The sequence below is a fragment of the Ruegeria sp. CDSC002 genome (assembly GCF_059610905.1).
The window spans coordinates 1-21,943 of sequence record NZ_JBXWOM010000002.1 but is presented as its reverse complement, the minus strand read 5'-3'; the positions used below and the strand labels follow the sequence as shown (position 1 = coordinate 21,943).

Here is a 21,943-nt window from a genome sequence, read left to right as displayed (position 1 = left end):
TCTCAGCCTTTCGTTTTCAGGCGCAACCCGGTTTTCTTCAGGATGCGCGTGGAATAGAGGATGTCCTTGGCCCGGCAGGCATCGCCTAGAATGTCAGCAATTTCGGCGCGCTTTGCTTCGACCTCGTCACGATCAGCGCCGTGTACCATGGCGAACAGATTGTATGGCCAATCGGGCAGGGCGCGGGGGCGTTCATAGCAATGGGTGACAAAGGGCAACGCGCCGATCCGGGCGCCTAATTCGGTGATCCGGTCGTCATCCACATCCCAGACGGTCATCCCGTTCGATGTCATGCCCAATTTGTAGTGGTTCGGCGCGGCAGCGATGCGACGGATCACACCGCGCGACTTGAACTCGGCTAAGCGGTACAAAAGGGCATCTTCATCCATGCCAAGTATCTCGGCCACCTGCGCATAAGGCGCGGGCACAAGGGGCAGCCCGCCTTGCAGCGCCTCGATAATCTCTCGATCTGTTGCGTCGATCATGCCGCCACCCGAAAGCCGATGAAAAATTCCTGTAGTTTGGGGAAACGAAGAACGCAGATCCCCGTTTCCCGTTCGATTGCATCAGCAGTGCCCACGATCCCCTCAGGAGTTTCAGTGGCCAGCACGAACCACATGTTCAGCCGGTGCGTACGTTCATAATTGTGGGCAACCTCTGCATGCGCATTGACTTTGGTCAGGACGGTTTCGAATTCTTCAGTTGGCACCGCCATTGCACACAGGCAAAAAGCGCCCCCCATGGCGGCGGCGTCGAAGAACGGACCAAAGCGCGTGATCACTCGGCTGTCTTTCATACGGGTCAGGCGGTTAAGCACTTCGCTTTCAGGAATGCCCAACTCCTCTGCCACGGCTGCATAAGGGTGCGATACCAAGGGTAGATCGTCCTGCATCCGGTTCAGGATCGCGCGATCGGTTCCATCCAGTTTCATGCGGCGGCCTCTTTCGGTTGGATCAGCGCGCCGGTCTGTTTGAAACAGCGCGTCGAGAACAAAACCTTGTGCTGCGCGCCAAACAGGTCCGGCAGCGCGCGCGCACTGGCCAGGATCTCCAGCGCTTCGCTGCGGGTGCGGGCGTGGATCATTGAGTAAAGGCGATAAGGCCAGACCCCTTCGGCCGGACACCGTTCATAACACAAGGTCACTCCGGGGTGGGCTGCAAGGGCAGGACCGGCGGCGTCGATCTGTTCGGATGGCAAGTCCCAGACAACCATTGCATTGGCTGACCATCCGAGCGCACGGTGGCGCACGATCACGCCCAGGCGCGAGATGATACCGGCTCTGTGCAGTACCTCGATCCGATCCATCACACCCGCAGCGTCGCGACCTATTGACTGGGCCAGCACGGCATAGGGTTCAGCGACCAGCGGCAAACCCGAACTGAGGGCTTGAAGCAACGCGCGATCGCCGTCTTGCAAGACCGATCGATCTATCTTGCGCGGGCTTGGAACGTTTCGGGTCTTGCCTGACATGCGAAACCCCAGATCCACGTTGAACGGACGAACCAACCGAAGGTCGAGAACCTGCAGCCCTGTGCGCTGGGCGATCCGAGCCAGCGTGTCATTTACATGCGCCCGGTCTGGACCGGTTGCCACGAACCAGAGGTTCCATTTGTCCTCGCGCTGGTAGTTATGGTTCACACCCGGTTCGGCGTCGATCAGAGCGGCCACGTCTTCCAGACGTTCACCCGGTGCAGCGACGGCGGCCAGAGTGCTGGCAGAAACCGCGCCAGGGGCAATGGTCGCGCCGACTCTCGTAATCCGGCCGGTCGCCCGCATTCGGGCTAGGCGATCCAACACTTCAATCTCGTCCAGCCCCAACGTGAAAGCCAAAACCTGGAAAGGGCGGTCCGTTACCGGAAAATTGCGTTGAAATTCATCCAGCAGGCGGCGATCGATCGGGTCGGTGATATGTTCCATCGCCTACAGCCCCGTTTTGTGCGCGCGGGCGGTGAAGAAGATGCCAGATGGGCTGTCCGCCTCGATCTCGCGCAGCTTTTCGAAAGTTTGTGTGTCGTAAACCATGACCTTGTTGGCATCGCGCACGCTGATCCAGACCTCATGCCCACGCGGGGTGAACTCCATATGCAGCACTGCAGGCCCCGGTTTGAACTCGTGGATGATCTCTTTGCTGACACTGTCGATCACCTGGATCGTGTCGTTCAGCGGGTGGGCAAAGTTCACCCAGACCTCTCGACCATCCGGTCGCGACATGGCAAAGACAGGCTGGCCATGGGTTTGGGTGCGCCCGGTTTCCGTCAGGGTATCGGCGTCGATCCAGAGCACCTCGTGATGGCCGACGGCGGGCAGCACAAACTCGCGCCCCGTTAGTGCCCAGCCTTCCAGATGGGGCATCTTGTAGACGGGCATCTCTTCCTGACCACGACCATAGTCGGGTAACACGCGGATCGGTTCGGGGTTGTCGGCCCAGAGGTCCAGCGCTGTCAGCCCGTCTTCGCCGAATAGCCCGGTGATGTAGGTCCGACCATTGGCGGTGATAAGCGCGTCATAGGGGTTCTTGCCCATGTCGAAGATCTTGGTGATTTCTGGCTTGCCCGCCGAGAAATCGGCAATCCAGGTCTCGCCCGTGTCCCACATGGTGAACACGAACCGGCGGCCTGGTGCGTCGACCAGACCGATGGTTTTGCTATCGGTGGGGATGTCGGCAACCATTTCAAGCGTGTTGGCATCAAAGACCCGCACACCGCCGGGTTCATAATTCGATACGGCTACCAATTGGCCGTCATCCGAAATCGCGCCGCCAATAGCATTGCCCGCCTGCACGACTCTGATCACGATCTGGCGTGTGACGATATCGACCTTGGTCAGGCCCCCATCACGGCCAAAAACATAGGCAAAGCGTTCATCAGGCGAATAGACCAGCGAGGCATGGGACAGGTCGCCAAGCCCTTCGATCCGCGCCAGCGCGACACGGTCTGATTGATCAATCAGCAAGACCGAGCCCTTGGCCCGTTCGATCACCAGGCCTAAGTCGCCGGTAGCGGTGGGTTCGGCTTGCGCCGTTGTCATCATCAGGATGGCCGCGAGACCAAGGAAAAAGTGTTTCATTGTTCCTCCTGTTCCAGCAGGTAATGGGCGATCCATTCGGCCTCTTCTTCGCTGATCAGGGGCCGCCACGGGGGCATTGCAGTGCCGGGGATACCGTCAAGGATGACGTCGGTCAGAACGTTTGCATCGTAATGCTCCAACGATTTGGACCGTAGATCCGGCCCAAGACCGCCTTTCAGAGACAACCCGTGGCAAGAGCCGCAATCCTGATGCACAAGCCGTTTGAGCGCGTTGCCATCAAGCACATCGGCGGCAAGGGCTGACGTTGCTATGAGGACGGCCGTTGTGAGTAAAGCGCGTGAGGCCCATGCCGGAAGCCCGCCATTCGATTGGACATCACTAACCATGGGCCTGCTCCAGCAGGTTCGCCACGGGTTGATCCGCATAAAGGGTAACCACTTGCCCGACGATAAACAGCGTCGGGGCCTTCAGATCCGCCTCGCGCACATCCGCCGCCAATTTGTCCAGTCTTGAAACAAGTCGACGCTCGTCTGGCGTTGTCGCTTTGCCTACGGCCAAAACAGGCGTCGAGCCAGGCAGGTTTTCCGTCATCAGGCCCATGGCGATCTGACCGATATTTGCGACACCCATGTAGATGACTAGCGTCGCGTCAGGATCGGCCAGCCGTTTCCAATCTAGGTCCAGCACTTTGTCGGCTTGCCTGTGACCGGTGACATATTGAACCGATGTTGCCAGGCCGCGATGGGTCAGCGGCACGCCAGTGGAACTGGATGCCCCCTGTGCCGCTGTGATGCCTGGCGCGTATTCAATGGCGATACCGTGCGCCATCAGATACGCGGCCTCTTCAGAGCCGCGGCCAAAGATCATCGGGTCGCCACCCTTCAAACGCGCTACGGTGAGGCCAGCGCGGGCCTCTTTTGCCAAAATGTCATTAATGCGGTCCTGCGGCACCGTATGGCACTTGGGCGCTTTGCCGACCGGGATCAGCCGCGCGCCGGGGGCATGCAGGTCCAGAATGTCGGCCGAAACCAGCCGGTCATACACAACCACATCGGCCTCTTGCAACATGCGCAGTGCGCGCAGGGTCATGAGTTCGGGGTCGCCGGGACCGGCACCAATCAGAAAAACCTTACCGCTCATGTGCAAACTCGCTTGGTCTGAATGTCTTCGAAACCCGGGTCCATTCGGCGAATTGAGGACGTCGCTGGGCCAACCGGGCGTGTCATGCTGGTAGGTTTGCGCATTAACTGCGCTGTTTCCTTGACTAAAGTTAAGGAGCGAGGGATTTGCGCCCGCGCTCCTTTCTTTCTGCCTGTATTTTTGCCTCGGCTCAGGGTTCGACTGTGATCATTCCGATCATGTTCTGTGTTTCCCAATGCGGGCCACACAGGTATTCCTGCGGACCCGGGGTAAGGAAGGTAATCTCGACCGTTTCTTCAGGGAACAACCGGTCGCTTTCCGGCTTACCGCCATCCTTCAGCAAGACCGAGTGGCTGGTCCGCTTGTCGACATTGACCCAGCGGACAGTGGTGCCGGCCTTCACGGTCAGTTCGGATGGGCAGAAGTTGTACTTGTACATCAGCACCACCTCGGCATCCTCGACCGCCGAGGTTGGCTGGCCAAAAAGCGTGAGATAACGGTCTTCGGCTTCGGCGCACAGCTCGGCAGTGTCCTCGGCCCATACTGGCGCGGACAGAAAAAGCAGGGCAGGAAGAAGGTGTTGGGGTTTCATCGTCCAAGTCTCCTTTCCAAAATGGGGTGGGGCCGGAGTGCCCGGCCCCGATCTGTTATTGTTTGACCACGTTGATGAAGGCGTCGTCGTCGTCCAATGCCAGGCTGGTGTCTAGCGTGACATGGTGGAACCGGGCGGCGGCGAAATCGTCATGGATCGCAAAACCAACCGTATAGGTCTGGCCGGGCTCGAGCGGGACGTCACCCGGCGCGCCCGAGTTCAGCGGCCGGGTAAAGACCACGGTCCACATGCCACCGGACAGGTTCGCCGAGGCGGCGATTTCACCGTCATTGACCACGCGCTGTTCCAGCAGATAGCCGTTTGTCGCGCTGCCATCGGCGTAGACGCGCATCAGGTCTAGATAGGTGCCATCGGCCAGGTACTGCTCGATCTGTGCTTCGGCCTCCAGCTTGTCCCAACCGCCTAGTGCTTTGCCACGGCGGCCTTTGATTTCGACATCCGTGCGGCTTTCGCTGATGTATTTGGTCACGGTGTCCTGCGCGGACATGCGACCTGCGACGTCGCCATTGGCGGCAATCGCATCCGCGCCGGGGTCAAAGGGCATATAGCTGTTGTCGGCGTGGCACGAAGCCCAGCACCCCACCTGATCGCCCAGTTCGATACCGGTGCCGGTGATCATCATGGCAACCTTGATCTGGTTGTCGGGATCCATCTTGCCGCCATCGACAAAGGGCGCAGGATTGTGACCCGCATCCGGCCATTGCATGCGGACATAGAGGTTCTCGTCATCATGCGCTGCCTGCACGGTCGCATCGATCACGCCGCGTTTGCCGGGGATCGGGGTCGGTTCCAATTCACCGCCAGCAACAATCTTGTTGCCGATCGTGTCCAGCTCTTTGGCGTGGCAGGTCGTACACTGGTCTCCACCTTTGGTCAGAGGACGCGCGCCGCCGTGGAACTTACCGTTTTGGACCCATTCAAACGAGGCTTGACCGGGGTAGAACAGTTTCAAATCGGTGCTGGCAACCGCGTTCCAGTCGATATCCGCGCCGACATCGTCACCACCCCCGCTTGCGGGCGCTGCTGCTTCATCACCGTTGGATTTGGCGCGTTCTTCGGCCACGGCCGCATCCACCGCCGCAGCGATTTGAGCCTGCACGGCTTCATGTTGCGCCTGTTTGGCGGCTTTCTCGGTCTCGGCTTCTGCGGCTTCCTTGGCTTCGATCCGTTCAAGGCTCGCCATATATTCCGGCGGGATCTGACGGATAAAGTCCGGGTTCGGCGCTTCAAGCTCTTCCAGATACTCTTCGTCGGCCCGGTCGCGGGCGTCCGAGTGCGCAATCCCCTTGTGACAGTCGATACAGGTCTGGCCCACAGTCATCGCGTTCAGGTGCTGTTGACGCGCGCGGGGTTTCTGGAATTCAGGCATCATCGATTCAAAGTCGTGACAGTTGCGGCATTCACGCGAGTCGGTGGCCTTCATCCGTTCCCACTCATTCATCGCCAAATGCACGCGTTTGGCTTCGAACTTCTCACGCGTGTTGATGGTGCCAACCACCTTGCCGTACAGCTCTTTGGACGCCTTGATCTTGCGGATCATCTTGTGGGTCCAGTCCTTGGGCACGTGACAGTCGGAACAGACCGCACCGACACCGGACCGATTCACGTCATGGATCGTGCCGGTGTATTCTTCATAGACAAAATCGCGCATCTCGTGACAAGAGATACAGAAATCTTTGGTGTTGGTGGCTTCCATGGCGGTGTTGAATCCGCCCCAGAAGATGATGCCGCCGACAAAGGCTGCGGCAATACCGGCCACGGGCATTCCCCACAGGAAATACCGGCGCCAGATCGGTTTTTTCTTTTCCGGTTCGGAAGTCATATCCGGGCTCCGTTTTGGCTGTCTTGTCTGGCCTTGGATGGCAGGCCGGTGAGTTTGGCTGAGTGAACAAACGAGGAAAGGGCGGGCGAGGGGCCCGCCCTTTCCGAAGTTGGTAGAGAATCCGTCAGGTTACGTGGTTCGACCGGTTGTAGACGTTGAATTTTCCGGTCGGTGCAAACAGCCCCTTCACGCGGCCAATCTCTTCCAGCGTCTTGGCGTCGTAGATCACGATCTCACCGTTCGCTTCCTTCGAGGTCGAGCGGTTCCACTTGGAAACCCAAACCTCGGAACCGTCCTGGTTGAACTCGAAGTGGACTGCGACGTTGCCTTCCTCTTCTGTGATCTGGATCGTTTTCACGATCTCACCGGTTGCCTTGTCAATGACCTGCACCGATTGCTGAACCTCAGGCTCAGGGTGCTTGGTCTGGTCGGCCCAGATATAGTCCGATTCCGGGTGTGTCCGAATGAACAGACCGGGTCCGTCGGTTTCCACCTCGTAGCAGACTTTCCAGGCGTCATCCGGACGACCTTCGGGGTCGTTGCCCCACACGGTGACAGTGCCTTCGCCCAAGTGGGTCGTACCGGCAACCGGGCCACAATTCGGGTCTTCCCAGTTGGCGCCCGGGCCGGGGTGCGGCAGCGGCGCCGTGTCGATCATGGCTTCCAATTTGTGGGTTTCGGTATCGACCACAACCATCTTGTTCGACGCGTTCGCGGCGATCTGGAAGTAACGGCCGGTTGGATCAAAGAACCCGTCATGCAGGAACTTGGCGCTGTCGATCTTGTCGATCCGCAGGTTATCCAGATCGGAATAATCGACCTGCCACAGCTGGCCAAGTTCTTTCACAGCTACGATCCAGGTTGGCTCGTTCGGAGTGGTGTAGATCGCGGCAACACGCGCCTCTTCCACATAGTCCCCGTCCACGTTGTAGCCTCGGGTCGAGACAACCTTCTTCGGTTCCATTGTTTCGGCATCGACGATCGCGAAATGCGGCGGCCAATAGGCCCCACCGATCACGTATTTACCATCACCAGAAACGGCCACGTCGCGGGCGTCATAGCCAATGGTGACCTCGGCCACGAGCATATTCTCAGGGTTCTGCCACAGGTCGATCTTGGTCATCTTGCCGTCGCGGCCCATGGTGTACCAGAAGCGGCCAGGGTTTTCCGGCTCTTCCAGTTTATGGTGCTCAGACGCTTTCAGAACGTGCACGGCATAGCCTGTCGGAATATGCGCCAGCACTTCCTTGGTGTCGCCGTCGATCACAGCCACCTTGCCTACGTCACGTTCGATAACCACAAAGAAGTTTTCCCAGTTTCGGCCGTGCAGTGGCTCGCTTGGGTAATCTTCGGGTTCGACATAGACCTTACGGGTCGCCATCATTTGCTCAAGCGACATTTCCGGCGGCTTGGGTGGCTCCATCTGGATATAGGTCGCCATATTGCTGATCTCGTCCTCAGACATAACGTCCGAGAAGTTGTTCATCCCGCCTTCGGTGCCCCAAGCGATAATTTTTTCGAGCCGTTCCTGTCCTAGTTTGAGGGTGCCGGATTCGGTCACGGTGCCGTCGGCGTTTTTCGTTTCCACCAATGGTTCAAGGCTTTTGCCCGTCGCCCCTTTGCGCAACACGCCGTGACAGCCAGCGCAGCGTTCAAAGTACAATTGTTTTGACGATTCAAAGGCGTCCTTATCAAGGGTTGGCTCTTCGGCGAGTGTCGGAGCAGCGACGCTGCCCAGCAGCATCGCCAAACCGACCCCAAAGGCACGGCCAGTTTTTTTGTAGCTGATTCCAAGTGACATGATCACTCTCCATTTGCTGGTGAGGCAGGGCTAAGGTTGGCCCACCGAAGCCTTCGGCTCCTTGACGAAAGTCAACGGATGGGGCGTAAACCGGGGTGGAGATGCAAAAATTCACCCAAAAAAACCTCAGAAAATCTGTGTTTTAGAGGCATGTTTTCCGCCGTTTTGATTTTGGTTAAGTGCCGCGAACAAGCAGGCTGCTAGGGCTTGGAAAAACGACCTAGGAGAGCAGCCATGCCCGCAGTCATCACCCGTATTTTTGGTGAGGGGTTCCGCGTATTCTTTCTGTCCGCCGGGCTGTATGGCCTGTTTGTGGGGCTAGTCTGGGGCTTGTGGCTGACGGTGCCTTACGTGGCACCGGATTACGGCATGACGCCGCCTATGTGGCATGCGCATGAGATGATCTTTGGCTATGCCACCGCGGCGCTGGGCGGGTTCTTCTTGACGGCGGTGCCAAACTGGACCGGTGCACCTGACGCGCGCGCGCGGTTCATCGCCCTTGCGGCAGGGGTATGGCTGGCAGGCCGGATGGCAATGTGGTTTTCCGGTATGCTACCGCCGGTTATGGTTGCCGTGATCGACCTTGCGTTTGTTCCGATCCTTGCAGCCAAGATAGCGACGCTGTTGATCCGCCGGCCGAAACCGCAGAACATGATTTTCCTACTTTTGCTCAGCCTGATCTGGATCGCGGACTTGCTGACTCATTTTGAGTGGATCGGGCTGACGGATGACACGTTACAATCCGGGTTGCGGATGGGTTTGCTGACGCTCTGCGCGATGATAGCCATTCTGGGCGGGCGGATCACGCCGGCCTTTACCCGCAACGCCATGAAACGCGCCGGGGCGTCTGAGGCTGACTGGCCCGTTTCCGTCGGTGCGCTGAACAAGGCCGGTATGGGATTGTCGCTTATCTTGCCGCTAAGCGTTCTGGCATCAGGCGATTGGGAAATTGCCGGGGCTGTTGCCCTAACGTTGGGCGTTGTGCAAATCCTGCGCATGGCTCGGTGGCGGACAATTTGGGCTGCGCGTGAACCGATCCTGCTGGCGCTGCATCTGGGGTTGGGCATGCTGGCACTGGGTCTGATCCTGTGGGGCTTGGCGGTGCTGGGTCTTGGCAATGAGGTTGCCGCCCTGCATGTCCTGGGTATCGGTTGCGTAGGTGGCATGACACTGGCGGTCATGAGTCGCGCCGCGCTCGGACATAGCGGTCGCGCGCTGGTCGCACCTGGACCAATGGTTGTGGCCTATGGATTGATGGCGGCGGCGGCGCTGTCGCGTTGGATCGGGGCCGAGATGGACACGGGCTATTTGGTCGCAATGCTGTTGTCTGACGGTCTGTGGGTCATGGCTTTTGCGCTGTATCTGGTTGCGATGTGGCCCGCATTGACAGGACCGCGCGCGAAGCAAGACTAGGAACCTTATCGTTTCAAACGATCGAAATCATTCGATCAATGAGCGGCTGTTTTTGATGTGGCGTTGCACCATGTGTCGGACCTGTTTGCCTTTGCTCGGGATCGGACGCGCGGATGGCGGCACAAAATCCTCGGTGGCCAGGGCAGGAAACAGCTCCAGCATTTCTGCCCGGGCTGCAAGTGGCACGGTTCTGAGCGCTTCGGCTCCGGCGAACAGGCTTTCTGATGGGGCGCCTTCGGCAAAGACGATCTCATGCTGTTCGAACAGCATGTGAAAATACTCGACCGACTCTGCGTTTTCCTCGACCGTTATGCCGGGAACGCCAACCAGCGCATGAGCAGCCACCAGAATTTCGCTGGTGTTGAACATTCGGATCGCGATGGCCGAGCGCACCAGCATCCGATGCTGTGGCGATACCAATAAGTCGCGCTGCGGCAGTCCGCTGCCCAATGTTCCAGCCGCGATGCGGATCGGGCGAAGTTTGGGCTTTTCCGACAGCTCCTGGCCGGTCAATGCGCGTGCGCCGATCCAGCGAATACGCTGCGGACCCCTGTCCATCGTCACCACCTCATCCCCGACCGCGAGCGCCTCGATAGGGCGCATGCCATCTGGCGTCTCGATCAGCGTACCATTTGTGAAACACGGCACAACCGTATCAACCGGAATGTCCGGGCCATTGTCGGTCAATTCGATAATAGTGAGCGTCGTGTTCAGAGGAGGGACGCTGCCGCCAATAAAGCCAAGGAAGTAACCCTGCTCAGCGGAGTTGGTATTCATAGACCCGTTGTTGTTGATGTCCCAATCCATGACGCCGATTTCATAAGTATTGCCATCTTCATCACGGACCCGGATGGTGTAATCCCAATCAAACGCGCGCCCAAGATATGTCTGGGTTGGGTCATTGGGAGTTTCATTGGATACGTTATCCCCATCGATGATCGTAGGATCGGCACCGTCGGAAATCGTAATCTGGCTGTATTGAGATATCTGGAATGTAGTATTGACTTGGTAAAGCTGCGCCTGACTGGTCGACATCGTCGAGTCAGAACGGAATGCACCGTAAATATCAATTGCCATCGTTACCCTGACCTTTGTGTGCTTTGCTTCTGCGAGGCCGCGCAAAAGCGTCGCTACTGAGTGCTCACGAAAAAATGTTGCTAAGTCTGGCGACGTTTTTCAAGGCGTTAAAACGGCATTTTTGGGGTATTTAGACCAATTGTAGGTGCAATAGTCTTCCGCAGGCCACACTCGGGTTGGCCTTTTTGTTGCGGGCTCTGGGTGCTTCATCAGCGATGTTTGCCAGTCTTGACTTTCGTTAAGGCGCTGCACGGTCCCCAACTGCATGCTGATCTTCACAAGCTAATCTGCGCAAAGGAGAGCGCGATGCGAGAAGTCATGACCAAGAGCATGGCCCGCAATATTTTCTATGGCGGGTCACTGTTCTTTATTCTTATCTTTCTGGCTTTGTCGGCCCATTCCCACTGGTACATCGTGAATTCCGAGAATGCCGCGAATCTTGATGACAGCGTGGTGCGGGGCAAACACGTCTGGGAAAAACACGCCTGTATCAATTGTCACACGATTCTGGGTGAAGGGGCTTACTTTGCCCCAGAGGTCGGCAACGTGATGACCCGGTGGGATGTTCTGGATGATCCGGAATCGGCCTTTGATGCCCTCAAGGGATGGATGGAAGCACAACCCACAGGCATTCCTGGTCGTCGGCAGATGCCCAATTTCAACCTCAGCGACGAAGAAATCCGTGATCTGACCAACTTTTTGATCTGGACGGACAATATCGACGCTCAGGACTGGCCGCCCAACGAGGCCGGCTGAGGAAGGGAACAGAGTAATGAAGTACGAATCCCAAAAAATTGCTTATGCCTACTTTGCCGTAGCGATGGGCTTGTTCGCGATCCAGGTAATCGGTGGTCTGATCGCCGGCTGGATCTATGTATCGCCCAATTTCCTGAGCGAGCTTTTGCCGTTCAACATTGTGCGGATGCTGCACACAAATGCGCTGATCGTCTGGTTGATCCTGGGCTTCTTCGGCGCGGCCTATTTTCTGATCCCGGAAGAGGCCGAGCGTGAGATCCATTCGCCCATGCTGGCATATCTGCAGCTGATCATTCTGGTGGTTGGTACACTGGGCGTGGTTTTGACCTATACGTTCAACCTGTTCGAAGGAAACTGGCTGCTGGGCAAAGAGGGGCGCGAGTTCCTTGAGCAACCCAAATGGGTCAAGGCCGGCATCGTCGTGGCCGCACTGATCTTCCTTTACAACGTGTCGATGACGGTTCTGAAGGGCAAGAAGACCGCGATCACCAACATCTTGCTGCTGGGTCTTTGGGGGCTGGCGCTGCTGTTCCTGTTTGCCTTCTACAACCCTGGCAACCTGTCCTTGGACAAGCAGTACTGGTGGTATGTTGTCCACCTGTGGGTCGAAGGTGTGTGGGAACTGATCATGGCCTCGATCCTTGCCTACCTGATGCTGAAGCTTACCGGTGTTGACCGTGAGGTGGTCGAGAAATGGCTTTATGTCATCGTCGCGGCCGCGCTGTTCTCGGGCATCCTAGGAACTGGGCACCACTACTACTGGATCGGTACCCCTGCGTACTGGCAGTGGATCGGTTCGATCTTCTCGAGCCTCGAAGTGATCCCGTTCTTCGCGATGATGGCCTTTGCTTTCGTCATGGTCTGGAAGGGCCGTCGGGACCATCCCAACAAGGCCGCGCTTTTGTGGTCGCTTGGCTGTGCCACGCTGGCCTTCTTTGGCGCCGGGGTATGGGGCTTCCTGCACACGCTGCACGGGGTGAACTACTATACCCACGGTACGCAGATCACCGCAGCCCACGGTCACCTGGCCTTTTACGGTGCCTATGTCTGCCTAAACCTGGCGATCTTCAGCTATGCCATGCCGATCCTCAAAAACCGCGATCCGTACAATCAGGTGATGAACATGGGGTCGTTCTGGCTGATGACCAGCGGCATGGTCTTCATGACCTTCGTGCTGACTTTCGGCGGAACCGTGCAGACGCACATGCAGCGCGTGGTCGGAGACTACTTCATGGACGTGCAAGACCAGATCGCGATCTTCTACTGGATGCGCTTTGGCTCTGGCGTCGTGGTGGTCCTTGGTGCGCTGTTGTTCATCTACTCGGTCTGGGTGCCTCGCAAAGAGATCATCGAGCCGGGCGCAGCTGAAACCCCTGCGGAGTGATGCAAATGGATGGCTCCATTCAAATGGGAACGGGGGCGGCTGACGCCCCCTTCTACCTGCCCCAAAGCGATGAATGCGATGTGTTCACCGCCGCCTATGCCAACAACTTGCCGGTCCTGCTGAAAGGTCCGACAGGCTGCGGAAAAACCCGCTTTGTGGCTCATATGGCCGCGCGCCTTGGCCGTCCGCTTTACACAGTGGCTTGCCACGACGATCTGGCCGCGGCCGACCTGATCGGGCGATACCTACTGAAAGGTGGCGAAACCGTCTGGGTCGATGGCCCGCTAACCCGCGCGGTGCGCGAAGGCGCAATCTGTTACCTCGATGAAGTCGTTGAGGCCCGCAAGGACGTGACTGTCGTGCTGCACCCGTTGACCGACGACCGGCGCATCCTGCCGATCGACCGCACAGGTGAAGAGCTCGAGGCTGCGCCCGGTTTCATGCTGGTGGCGTCTTACAACCCCGGTTATCAGAACATTCTGAAAACCCTGAAACCCTCGACCCGGCAGCGTTTTATTTCGCTGGAGTTCGACTTCCCCTCGCCCGAGATGGAGGCCGAAGTTGTCGCGCAGGAAAGCGGCTTGCCGCTGGAACGCTGCAAGCCACTGGTCCGACTGGCCGGTAAGCTGCGCGGGCTCAAGGGTCAGGATCTCGAGGAAGGCGTTTCCACCCGTCTGGTCGTCTATGCCGCGACGCTGATCGCACAAGGCATGTCCACCGACCGCGCCATCCTTGCCGCAATGATCGAACCTCTGACGGATGACGAGGATATCAAACGCGGGCTCCTCGATCTTGTCACGGCTGTCTTTGGGTGAGGCCGGCCGATGGTCAAGATCGACTTTGAGCCATGGGAACCCGAAGAAACGATCGGGAAACTGTGGCACACCCTCGCCAGCCGCCTTGATGCACCTGAGGTGCACGTAGGAGCCGCGGTCGACCTCTCTGAGGTCGCGGGGCGGCTGGCAGTCCTTTTCCGAGGGCTGGGAGGTAGTCCGGGCGTTGAATTGCGTCCGGTCTCACCCGAGGTTTCCCGTCATCGTTTAAGCTGGCGTCGCCGGCTGGCTACCGAGACTGAATTGATGCCGCGCGCCTCGTTTGATGGCGAGGTTCTGCGCCTGCCAGATCGTCTGGCGGTGTTTCCCGTGCGCGAGGCAAACGGCGCATTGTATATCTGGCTGGCGGCAGCAGCCGCGCATGCCGGAACACGAATTGACGAAGATGACCCGCTGCGCGCCGATTTGCGAGCGCTGATCGCCGCTCGAAACATGGTCGAGGCGACATTGGAAGGCGCCCCGGGCCTTCACCCGCTTTACACCGAGCTTTGCAAAGGTTTTCTGCTTCAACGCGACACCCCCAACCTTCCGCCTGTCGAGGCCGCTGTCGAAGAGCTGATCCGGCACAGACTGGGCGATCGCGCCGAATTGTCGGAGCAGGCCGAAAACCTGTTGGCGATGGACGATCAACTGACCGCACCGCGCGGCTATCAACCGATGCGCCCGGTCCCACTGTGGCCCGCACTGCGTGCGGTTGGCTTTTCCGAACACAACGAGGTCGAAAACCCCGATACCGAGGGTCCGCCTGAAGAATCCGGCGAGAAAACTCACCGTGCCCGCCGTCGCAAATCCGATCAGGCGTCCCGCAGCGACAGCTTTATCCTACACAAGTTCGAAGCCATCCTCAGCTGGGCTGAGTTTCTAAACATCAATCGCCGTATCGATGACGATGATCCCGACAACGCCAAAAAGGCTGCCGACGACCAAGAAGAGATTGGCCTTGGGCAGATCTCCAAGGCGCCGCCCACCAAGCTAAAACTGCATCTGGACCTCGCCCCTGAGGATGTGAACCGAGAGCGGTTGTCGGGCCGTATCCTCTATCCCGAATGGGATGTGCGGACGGGTCGGTATCTGCCCGATCACGTCAATGTTCTGCTCTCGGATGCAGATATCCGCGAAGACGCGGCGGAGTTTGGCAAGGACCCAGCCGCCGCTCGCCGTATCCGCGCGGTCAAGCGCCAGTTCGAGGCGTTGCGCCCCGGTCGTGTTATGACGCGCGGCCATCTGGATGGCGACCAACTGGATATCGAGGCCGCCGTACGGGCACAGGTTGATCGCTGCGCAAATGGTGAAGGAACCGAGCGTATCTGGATGCAATCCCGTCCCGAAGCGCGCGACCTTGCCGTCTCGATCCTGCTGGATGTCAGCCGCTCCACTGAAAGCGCCGTCACAGGACGGGCCGTGATCGACATCGCGCGCGAGGCACTGGCCGCGCTGGCCTGGGGCCTGAACGCCTGTGGTGACGATTTCGCCATCCACGCCTTCAGTTCGCTAAAACGCCAACGCGTCTACGTCCAGCGCTGCAAGCGCTTTGATGAGCCGATGGGTACGACTGTCGAACAGCGCATCGCGTCGCTGCGGCCGGGCCATTACACGCGGCTTGGGGCCGCGATCCGCCATTGCTCGGCCGATCTAGCAGGTCAAAGCCGAAAGCGGCGGTTGCTGTTGGTCATCACCGATGGCAAGCCTAACGATCTGGACCATTACGAGGGGCGCCATGGTATCGAAGATACCTGCATGGCCGTCCGCGAGGCGCGCCGCGCCGGGCATTCGGTGTTCGGTGTGACCATCGACAAAACCGGCAAAAGCTGGTTCCCGCGAATGTTCGGACAAGGTGGGTTTGCGGTCATCCCCGACCCGCACCGCCTGACCATGGCGCTGCCGCAGATCTACCGCCAATTGGTCGGCGCATGAGCGATACCTCCCTGATCGACGAGCTTCCAGGTGAGTTGTTGATGTGGGTGCTCATCATCTCGGAGCTGTTGGTGTTCGGGGCAGGCTTGATCGCCTTCATGGCCGTTCGCCTGACCGACCCTGCGGGCTTTGCCGAGGCGCAGTCGCATCTTTATCGCACGGGTGCGGCCTTCAATACAGCAGTGCTGGTCACGTCAGGTTACCTCGCCGCGCAGGCGCTTCTTTGGCGCAAGGTGGCACGCCGTGGTGCCGCACGTCTTGCCTTGATCGGTGCTGCCCTGCTGGGAGTAGTGTTCCTGATCATCAAAGGGGTCGAGTACACGGGAAAAGCGGCGCAGGGGATCACGTTTGAGACCCACCCGTTTTTCATGTTCTACTACCTGCTGACCGGGTTTCACGCAGCACATGTGTTGGCAGGGGTGGGTATCCTGGTGCTCGTTGCCTGGCGCGACGATGCACGTAACATCGAGGCTGGCGCTCAGTTCTGGCACATGGTCGACCTGGTATGGATCATGCTGTTTCCCGTGATTTACCTTCTGGGATAGGCACCGTGTCACAGGCTTCATCTTTTTTCAAATGCGCCCGCCAGAGGCTCCCGAACTCACTCCTGCGTGCTTGGCTTACGTTGCTCGCGCTAAGCCTTGTTTCCGCATTGTTGACCATGCTGCCCGTACTACCGGAGCTTCTGGGCGCCGGTATCCTGATCCTCGCGCTGATCAAAGCCCGCGTTATCCTTGCATTGTATCTGGACCTCGCAAAAAGTCAGGTTTGGCTGCGCGGGTTCACAGCGGTGCTGACCGGCTTTGTGCTCGTCATCTTTTCCCTCTACCTCATGTGATCAAAGAAAAAGCCGCCTTCAAGAGCGGCAAGTTCTCAGGTGCGATTGGGCACCATGGCTATTGCGCGGCCATCGGCATCCGCGCGATCTGGCAGCGGTGCCACAGGGCCGACAGGGCGCCGACCAGATGGTCAATATCCTCGTCCGTATGCACAGGCGAAGGGGTGATCCGCAAACGCTCGGTCCCTTTGGGCACGGTTGGGTAGTTGATCGGCTGGATATAGATACCGAACTCTTCCAACAGCGTATCCGAGATGAATTTGCATTTCACCGGATCGCCTACCATCACGGGGATGATATGGCTGGGGTTAGGAAGGTGAGGAATTCCTTCGGCATCCAGTCGGGCACGTACCTGCCCCACGCGTGCTTTTTGAAGATCACGTTCGGTATTCGACTGTTTCAAATGCCGGATCGAGGCCGCAGCACCAGCTGCAATCGCGGGGGGCAGGGCCGTCGTAAAGATGAACCCGCTGGCAAAGCTGCGCACGAAATCGCACAGCGCAGCCGAAGCGGCGATGTAACCGCCAACCACGCCGAATGCTTTGCCCAGCGTGCCTTCGATCACGGTCAGCCGGTCCATCAGCCCCTCACGCTCGGCAATGCCACCGCCACGGGGGCCGTAAAGACCAACGGCGTGAACTTCATCCAGATAGGTCATCGCGCCGTATTTGTCGGCCAAATCGCAGATACCCTTGATCGGAGCGATGTCACCATCCATTGAATAGACAGATTCAAACGCGATCATCTTGGGCGCGTTGGGGGCGGCCGCGGCCAGTTTCGCCTCGAGGTCTTCAAGGTCGTTGTGCTTCCAGATGACCTTTTGCGCGCGCGAATGGCGGATGCCTTCGATCATCGACGCGTGATTCAACGCATCAGAGAAAACGATCAGGCCGGGGATTTTGGCCGCCAGAGTTCCCAGCGCGGCCCAGTTCGAGACATAGCCCGAAGTGAACAGCAGCGCGGCCTCTTTCCCGTGCAGATCGGCCAGTTCATTTTCCAGCAGCACGTGGTCATGTGTTGTGCCCGAGATGTTGCGCGTGCCACCCGCACCTGCACCGTAGCGATCCAGTGCGTCATGCATCGCACCAATCACCTCCGGATGCTGCCCCATGCCCAAATAGTCGTTGGAACACCAGATCCGCACATCTCGCTGCACCGCTCCATCAGTCTGGCGCGCGTTTGGGAAGGCCCCGCAGTGCCGTTGCAGATCTATGAAAACGCGATAGTTTCCTTCGTCCCGCAAATCATCAAGGCTCTGGGTGAAAAATCGCTGGTAGTCCATCTCACACACTCCCGGGAATACTGGCTTTGACCTGAGGTTAGGCATGGTGGCGGTGCGATGACATGACAATTGTCAAGTTGTGGCGCAGGAAAAAGCTGGTGCAGAGGATTCAGGTTTGGCATAGCCATAAGGCAACGAATGTACCGGCTGAGAGATTGGCCAGGGAAAAAGGGGGCACTTCTTGGCCCATGAAACACAAAAGGCAATCGCCAGACAGTCGCTCTTGCTAAAAAGCCTGCCAGAGCACCATATCGACAAACTGCTCAGCCATGCGATCTGGCGGCGCTACGACCGGGGTGAGACGATCTTTCTGCAGGAGGAAGAGGCCAAGGCCGTACACGTGGTTCTGGCGGGTTGGGTCAAGCTGTTTCGCATGGCGCCCACTGGGGCCGAGGCCGTCGTCAGTGTCTTTACCCGTGGCGAAAGCTTTGGTGAGGCGGTCGCGCTGCGCAATGTGCCTTACCCAGTCTCTGCAGAGGCTGTTTCGGCCTGCGAAATCATGCATATTCCCAGCCCGCTTCTTTTGTCCCTGATGCGCGAAGACCCTGAGATTGGCGTGTCGATCCTGGCTTCGACTTTTACCCATTTGCATTCACTGGTCGCGCAGTTGGAGCAACTCAAGGCTCAGACCGGCGCACAGAGGGTGGCCGAGTTTCTGCTGAACCTGTCCGACAAGGTGTCTGGCGGCTGCGAGGTTGAGCTGCCTTATGATAAAATGCTGATTGCCGGGCGCTTGGGCATGAAACCCGAAAGTCTGAGCCGGGCGTTTTCGCGACTCAAGCCGGTGGGTGTGAAGATCAATCGCAATCACGCCGAAATCGCGGATATCCAAAGCCTGCGTGACTATGCCGAACGCGACTCGTCCGAGAAGTAGCGCACATTCCGCTTCGATAGGGTTATTAGCGCAGACATTTTGGCATATTTGCTAGCGTTTTTTCGCATGTTTGTGTACAATGATGCCAGTTCTGCCGCGTATTTCGGCGGGGGGTGCAGCATGACACACGACCGCAACGGTGGCCCTGACAGGCCGCCCTTGGTTGCGCTCAGCGTCGCCAAGGTCGCTCTTTCGGTTCGGGCCAAGCTGCTGGTGGCTTTTCTAGGAATAACCGGTCTGCTGGTCTGTTTGGTGTTGTTTGGTCTATATGCTTTGCATCAGGCCAATCTGCGGTCCGAGACGATGATGCGCGATCAGGAGCGTATTGCGTTTTTTAATGACACCCACACGACGATCTCGAACCTGAACACACATCTACTGTCCTTGTTCGTTCCGCAAAACCTGAAAGACTTTCCTCGTCAGAACGGATTTCTGGGAGCTTCTACGCGTTCGATACTTCACGTTTCGGCAGCACTAGAGCGTAACCTTGCCCTTGGTTTTCGCAGTTTCGGGCAGCCCGGAATGCCGGATGCGCAGGCGATTGCGAACCTTCGATCTGACCTTCAGGACATTTTACCGGCAATCACTGAACTGCGCCGTCTAAACCGCGAAGGCAATCTGTTAGCCGCAGCGCAACACGGTATCGACCACATGTTCGAGCCGCTCCAAGCCATGCAGCGCGAGGCGTATACCGTGGCGCAGAATGTCGAACAGGAAGTGCGCGAACTGGCGCGGACTACAGAACAAGCATATTTGACTTCACGCCTAAGCATCACGGCTGCGGCGATCGCGGCGATTGGGATTGCCCTTTTGTTGGGATATTCGATTTCGTCGTCCCTGTTGTGGCCGATCGAACGTATCCATGCGGTGCTCAGCAAGCTGTCCCGGGGTGGGTTCGACAACCGGATTACGGTTCCCAATCGGGACGAACTGGGCGAGCTGGCAAACCACGTGAACCAGACCAGCGAAAAACTGGGTGCGCTTTACGGGCAAGTCGAAGTGCAAAAAGCCCAACTAGCTGATTTGAATGCAGCGCTGGAAACTCGGGTCGCCAACCAGATAGAAGAGATCGAGCGCACCAATCGTCTGAAACGTTTCTTGCCGGCGCAGGTGGCAGCGATGATTGTCGGCGCGACGGATGAGGCGGATGTCTTGAGAACCCGTAAGGCCGAGATCACGGTTCTTTTTGCTGATCTGCGCGGGTTCACGGCCTTCGCCACCGTTGCCAATGCGGATCAGGTTGTCGCGGCGCTCAACTCATTTCACGGCACTTGCGGGCCGCTTGTTGAGGCCTGCGGGGGAACATTGGAACGGTTTCTTGGCGACGGTTTGATGGTTTTGTTCGGCGCGCCGGTGCCGCTGGATGATGCCGCGCAGAGAGCCGTTGATCTGGCCCAGAAAATGCAAGTGGATGTTCGAAAGGCGATGGTCCCATACAGGGCGGGTATAGCGCAGCATGGTCTTGGCCTCGGCATTGGGATCGCAACGGGCGCAGCGACCTTGGGTCGGATCGGTTTTGAGGGTCGTCTGGATTACTCGGCCATCGGGCCTGCGCCCAATCTGGCGGCACGCCTGTGTGAAATCGCCAAGGACGGTCAGGTGCTTGTCTCAAATGCAACTGCGCGTCAGGTCCGGATAGATATGACCCCGGCGGGACCGTTCGATCTTAAAGGCATTGGAACCCGCGTTTCGGCCTTTGAATTGGCGCGTCTGGTCGAAAGCCGGGCGGCGCCTCACGTTTGTGCCCCCTATCCCTGACAAATGCAGGGAGTTGCGCCCGTCGTAACTTCAAAAGGCGGGGTCCGGCGGTCATGTGCCAGCGATGAGCGCGCCTACAACCTACAAGACTGAGCCAACCAAAACGGCTTCAGTGCGCACTCTGAAGACGGCCCAATGGGAACGGCAACTCACCCGACGCGTGGGTCAGCGAGTGTGTTTGACTTAAGGTGAGGGTGACGAACCGACTGTTTGCCGGGGCGCGGTCCTTTTCGTCCTACCTGGCGGATAACTGTCCCGCAAAGCGTTGATTTCGGATGTCGTCCGGGGATGTCTTGTAATGGGCGCGAAAGGCGCGCCCCAAAGCGACGGCAGAAGAAAACCCGGTGGCTGCCGAAATCTCTCGCTGCGACAAATCCGTTGTCCGAAGCAACGTGTCAGCCCGTTCCAGACGCAACTCTCTGTACGTTGTCAAAAGCTTTGTCCCGGTTCTGTTTAGGAATCGACGCTGCAACTGTCGGGTGGACGTACCCAGCATTTGCGCCAGATCCGAGATCCGCAATGGCTCCTCAAGATTATCACTCATCGTTTCGATGGCTCGTCGCACTTGTGGATCGGCCTCGGACCGTTGGAAAAGCCGGATTGCAAGATGGCTCTTGGCGGTCCTTTTAGGCTCGGACAGTCCGATGTATCCGCGCAGAGTGTCTGCGAGGTGCTCTCCGTGATCGATCGAAACGAAATTGGACAACAACCGTAAAGCGCTTAACCGGGTCGATGCGCTGTGCAAACGGTTATCATTGGCCATGTGGATACCCGATCCATCTTCGATCAGTCCGATTTCCTGCGCTGCGGCCGTGAAGTTGGGGTGCACCGCGGCGACTGTTTTTTCTGCCCGCCCGATCTGAGCAAGCAGCAAAACGGCGCTGCCGACAAATATTGTGCGCGACGACAGGTTCACAACCTGTGAGGTCCAGGATTTCTCAGAGTCATCCAACCGCCAGTTTTCGTGGATATCCCCCCAAAACAGTGCCGTTCGCCCAGACCAGTACAGCGGCCCTTCGACCGGATCTTTAGCCAACCTGCGAATGTTGATGATGTAAGAATGATGTTCGACCAGCCTGTTCAAGGCATCAAAGAAATCCAGGACGATCTGTGCAGATGCTTCGGTGTCCTCGCCAGAGAGGACAACATCGACGTGATGATTTCTGTTGGGTGTTTGCCTGGCAACGCAGGCTTGCCGTGAACGGGCATTTTTGAGGACATAGTGTTTCATTGTTCCTCCACCTGATGGTCTTTGGCTTTGCCCTTCGGGGCACCGCCCATTTCTTATGGCCGACCCCCATAATTTCGGGGGTCGGTCGTGAGTTTCAGCCCGCTTACTCAGCGGCTTCTTCGTAAGCGTCCATTGGGGGGCATGTGCAGATTAGGTTTCTGTCGCCATATGCGTTGTCGA

21 protein-coding genes are annotated in these 21,943 nt (G+C 58.2%); 9 read left to right on the top strand and 12 right to left on the bottom strand.

Features of this window, described 5'->3' with window-relative positions; all coding sequences use genetic code 11:
* Positions 1 to 2: 2 nt before the first annotated feature.
* From ahbB (AC2FJE_RS04165) to AC2FJE_RS04125, 9 genes are all read right to left on the bottom strand, one after another.
* The gene (gene ahbB, locus AC2FJE_RS04165) at positions 3 to 485 is read right to left on the bottom strand and encodes a siroheme decarboxylase subunit beta (RefSeq protein ID WP_496755320.1); all 483 of its coding nucleotides are present in this window, start codon (positions 483 to 485) and stop codon (positions 3 to 5) included.
* Positions 482 to 931, bottom strand: a complete 450-nt coding sequence (locus AC2FJE_RS04160; RefSeq protein ID WP_058274922.1) for an Lrp/AsnC family transcriptional regulator — start codon at positions 929 to 931, stop codon at positions 482 to 484. The genes ahbB (AC2FJE_RS04165) and AC2FJE_RS04160 overlap by 4 nt, the downstream gene beginning before the upstream one ends.
* Positions 928 to 1,917, bottom strand: a complete 990-nt coding sequence (gene ahbB / locus AC2FJE_RS04155; protein WP_496755319.1) for a siroheme decarboxylase subunit beta — start codon at positions 1,915 to 1,917, stop codon at positions 928 to 930. Before ahbB (AC2FJE_RS04155) ends, AC2FJE_RS04160 begins: the two co-directional genes overlap by 4 nt.
* Before the next feature lie 3 nt (positions 1,918 to 1,920).
* Positions 1,921 to 3,066: a cytochrome D1 domain-containing protein gene (locus tag AC2FJE_RS04150; RefSeq protein WP_496755318.1), complete on the bottom strand. Its 1,146-nt coding sequence runs from the start codon at positions 3,064 to 3,066 to the stop codon at positions 1,921 to 1,923.
* The gene (locus AC2FJE_RS04145; RefSeq protein ID WP_058274919.1) at positions 3,063 to 3,413 is read right to left on the bottom strand and encodes a c-type cytochrome; all 351 of its coding nucleotides are present in this window, start codon (positions 3,411 to 3,413) and stop codon (positions 3,063 to 3,065) included. The genes AC2FJE_RS04150 and AC2FJE_RS04145 overlap by 4 nt, the downstream gene beginning before the upstream one ends.
* A complete protein-coding gene (cobA, locus tag AC2FJE_RS04140; protein WP_496755317.1) occupies positions 3,406 to 4,167 on the bottom strand; it encodes a uroporphyrinogen-III C-methyltransferase in 762 nt (253 codons plus the stop codon). The genes AC2FJE_RS04145 and cobA overlap by 8 nt, the downstream gene beginning before the upstream one ends.
* A 190-nt stretch (positions 4,168 to 4,357) precedes the next feature.
* Positions 4,358 to 4,759, bottom strand: coding sequence for a cupredoxin domain-containing protein (locus AC2FJE_RS04135; RefSeq protein ID WP_058274917.1), 402 nt, complete (start codon positions 4,757 to 4,759; stop codon positions 4,358 to 4,360).
* Between the two features lie 55 nt (positions 4,760 to 4,814).
* The gene (locus AC2FJE_RS04130) at positions 4,815 to 6,602 is read right to left on the bottom strand and encodes a NapC/NirT family cytochrome c (RefSeq protein WP_496755316.1); all 1,788 of its coding nucleotides are present in this window, start codon (positions 6,600 to 6,602) and stop codon (positions 4,815 to 4,817) included.
* Positions 6,603 to 6,726: 124 nt separating this feature from the next.
* Positions 6,727 to 8,403, bottom strand: a complete 1,677-nt coding sequence (locus AC2FJE_RS04125; RefSeq protein WP_058277288.1) for a cytochrome D1 domain-containing protein — start codon at positions 8,401 to 8,403, stop codon at positions 6,727 to 6,729.
* Positions 8,404 to 8,637: 234 nt separating this feature from the next.
* On the opposite strand from AC2FJE_RS04125, the gene AC2FJE_RS04120 reads away from it, so the two are divergent.
* Complete coding sequence (locus AC2FJE_RS04120) at positions 8,638 to 9,816, top strand: NnrS family protein (RefSeq protein ID WP_496760667.1); 1,179 nt, start codon at positions 8,638 to 8,640, stop codon at positions 9,814 to 9,816.
* A 27-nt stretch (positions 9,817 to 9,843) separates the two neighbouring features.
* Here the strand turns inward: AC2FJE_RS04120 and AC2FJE_RS04115 are convergent, their stop codons facing one another.
* Positions 9,844 to 10,893, bottom strand: a complete 1,050-nt coding sequence (locus tag AC2FJE_RS04115; protein ID WP_496760666.1) for a Hint domain-containing protein — start codon at positions 10,891 to 10,893, stop codon at positions 9,844 to 9,846.
* A gap of 306 nt (positions 10,894 to 11,199) precedes the next feature.
* Here AC2FJE_RS04115 and AC2FJE_RS04110 point away from each other — a divergent pair, with 306 nt between their 5' ends.
* Genes AC2FJE_RS04110 through AC2FJE_RS04085 form a run of 6 tightly spaced genes read left to right on the top strand, consistent with a single transcriptional unit; the run spans position 11,200 to position 16,618 of the window.
* On the top strand, positions 11,200 to 11,649 hold the full coding sequence (locus AC2FJE_RS04110; protein ID WP_058275223.1) for a c-type cytochrome: 450 nt from the start codon (positions 11,200 to 11,202) through the stop codon (positions 11,647 to 11,649).
* 16 nt (positions 11,650 to 11,665) lie between these two features.
* Positions 11,666 to 13,033 (top strand): cbb3-type cytochrome c oxidase subunit I, encoded by a 1,368-nt coding sequence (locus AC2FJE_RS04105; protein WP_058274912.1) that lies wholly within the window; start codon positions 11,666 to 11,668, stop codon positions 13,031 to 13,033.
* 5 nt (positions 13,034 to 13,038) lie between these two features.
* Positions 13,039 to 13,848, top strand: coding sequence for a CbbQ/NirQ/NorQ/GpvN family protein (locus AC2FJE_RS04100; RefSeq protein ID WP_496760665.1), 810 nt, complete (start codon positions 13,039 to 13,041; stop codon positions 13,846 to 13,848).
* Positions 13,849 to 13,857: 9 nt separating this feature from the next.
* Positions 13,858 to 15,780, top strand: coding sequence for a nitric oxide reductase activation protein NorD (locus AC2FJE_RS04095; protein ID WP_496760664.1), 1,923 nt, complete (start codon positions 13,858 to 13,860; stop codon positions 15,778 to 15,780).
* Positions 15,777 to 16,325, top strand: coding sequence for a cytochrome c oxidase subunit 3 (locus AC2FJE_RS04090; protein ID WP_496755312.1), 549 nt, complete (start codon positions 15,777 to 15,779; stop codon positions 16,323 to 16,325). The genes AC2FJE_RS04095 and AC2FJE_RS04090 overlap by 4 nt, the downstream gene beginning before the upstream one ends.
* Complete coding sequence (locus AC2FJE_RS04085; protein ID WP_496760663.1) at positions 16,286 to 16,618, top strand: cytochrome C oxidase subunit IV family protein; 333 nt, start codon at positions 16,286 to 16,288, stop codon at positions 16,616 to 16,618. The genes AC2FJE_RS04090 and AC2FJE_RS04085 overlap by 40 nt, the downstream gene beginning before the upstream one ends.
* A gap of 58 nt (positions 16,619 to 16,676) precedes the next feature.
* Here the strand turns inward: AC2FJE_RS04085 and hemA are convergent, their stop codons facing one another.
* Positions 16,677 to 17,900: a 5-aminolevulinate synthase gene (gene hemA / locus AC2FJE_RS04080; RefSeq protein WP_496755310.1), complete on the bottom strand. Its 1,224-nt coding sequence runs from the start codon at positions 17,898 to 17,900 to the stop codon at positions 16,677 to 16,679.
* A 181-nt stretch (positions 17,901 to 18,081) separates the two neighbouring features.
* Between hemA and AC2FJE_RS04075 the strand changes: the two genes are divergently transcribed.
* Both AC2FJE_RS04075 and AC2FJE_RS04070 read left to right on the top strand, forming a co-directional pair.
* Positions 18,082 to 18,774, top strand: coding sequence for a Crp/Fnr family transcriptional regulator (locus tag AC2FJE_RS04075; RefSeq protein ID WP_058274905.1), 693 nt, complete (start codon positions 18,082 to 18,084; stop codon positions 18,772 to 18,774).
* Between the two features lie 120 nt (positions 18,775 to 18,894).
* Positions 18,895 to 20,532: an adenylate/guanylate cyclase domain-containing protein gene (locus tag AC2FJE_RS04070; RefSeq protein ID WP_282121479.1), complete on the top strand. Its 1,638-nt coding sequence runs from the start codon at positions 18,895 to 18,897 to the stop codon at positions 20,530 to 20,532.
* A gap of 235 nt (positions 20,533 to 20,767) precedes the next feature.
* Here AC2FJE_RS04070 and AC2FJE_RS04065 read toward each other — a convergent pair whose 3' ends face one another.
* Positions 20,768 to 21,763 (bottom strand): helix-turn-helix domain-containing protein, encoded by a 996-nt coding sequence (locus AC2FJE_RS04065; protein WP_496697112.1) that lies wholly within the window; start codon positions 21,761 to 21,763, stop codon positions 20,768 to 20,770.
* Positions 21,764 to 21,943 lie beyond the last annotated feature (180 nt).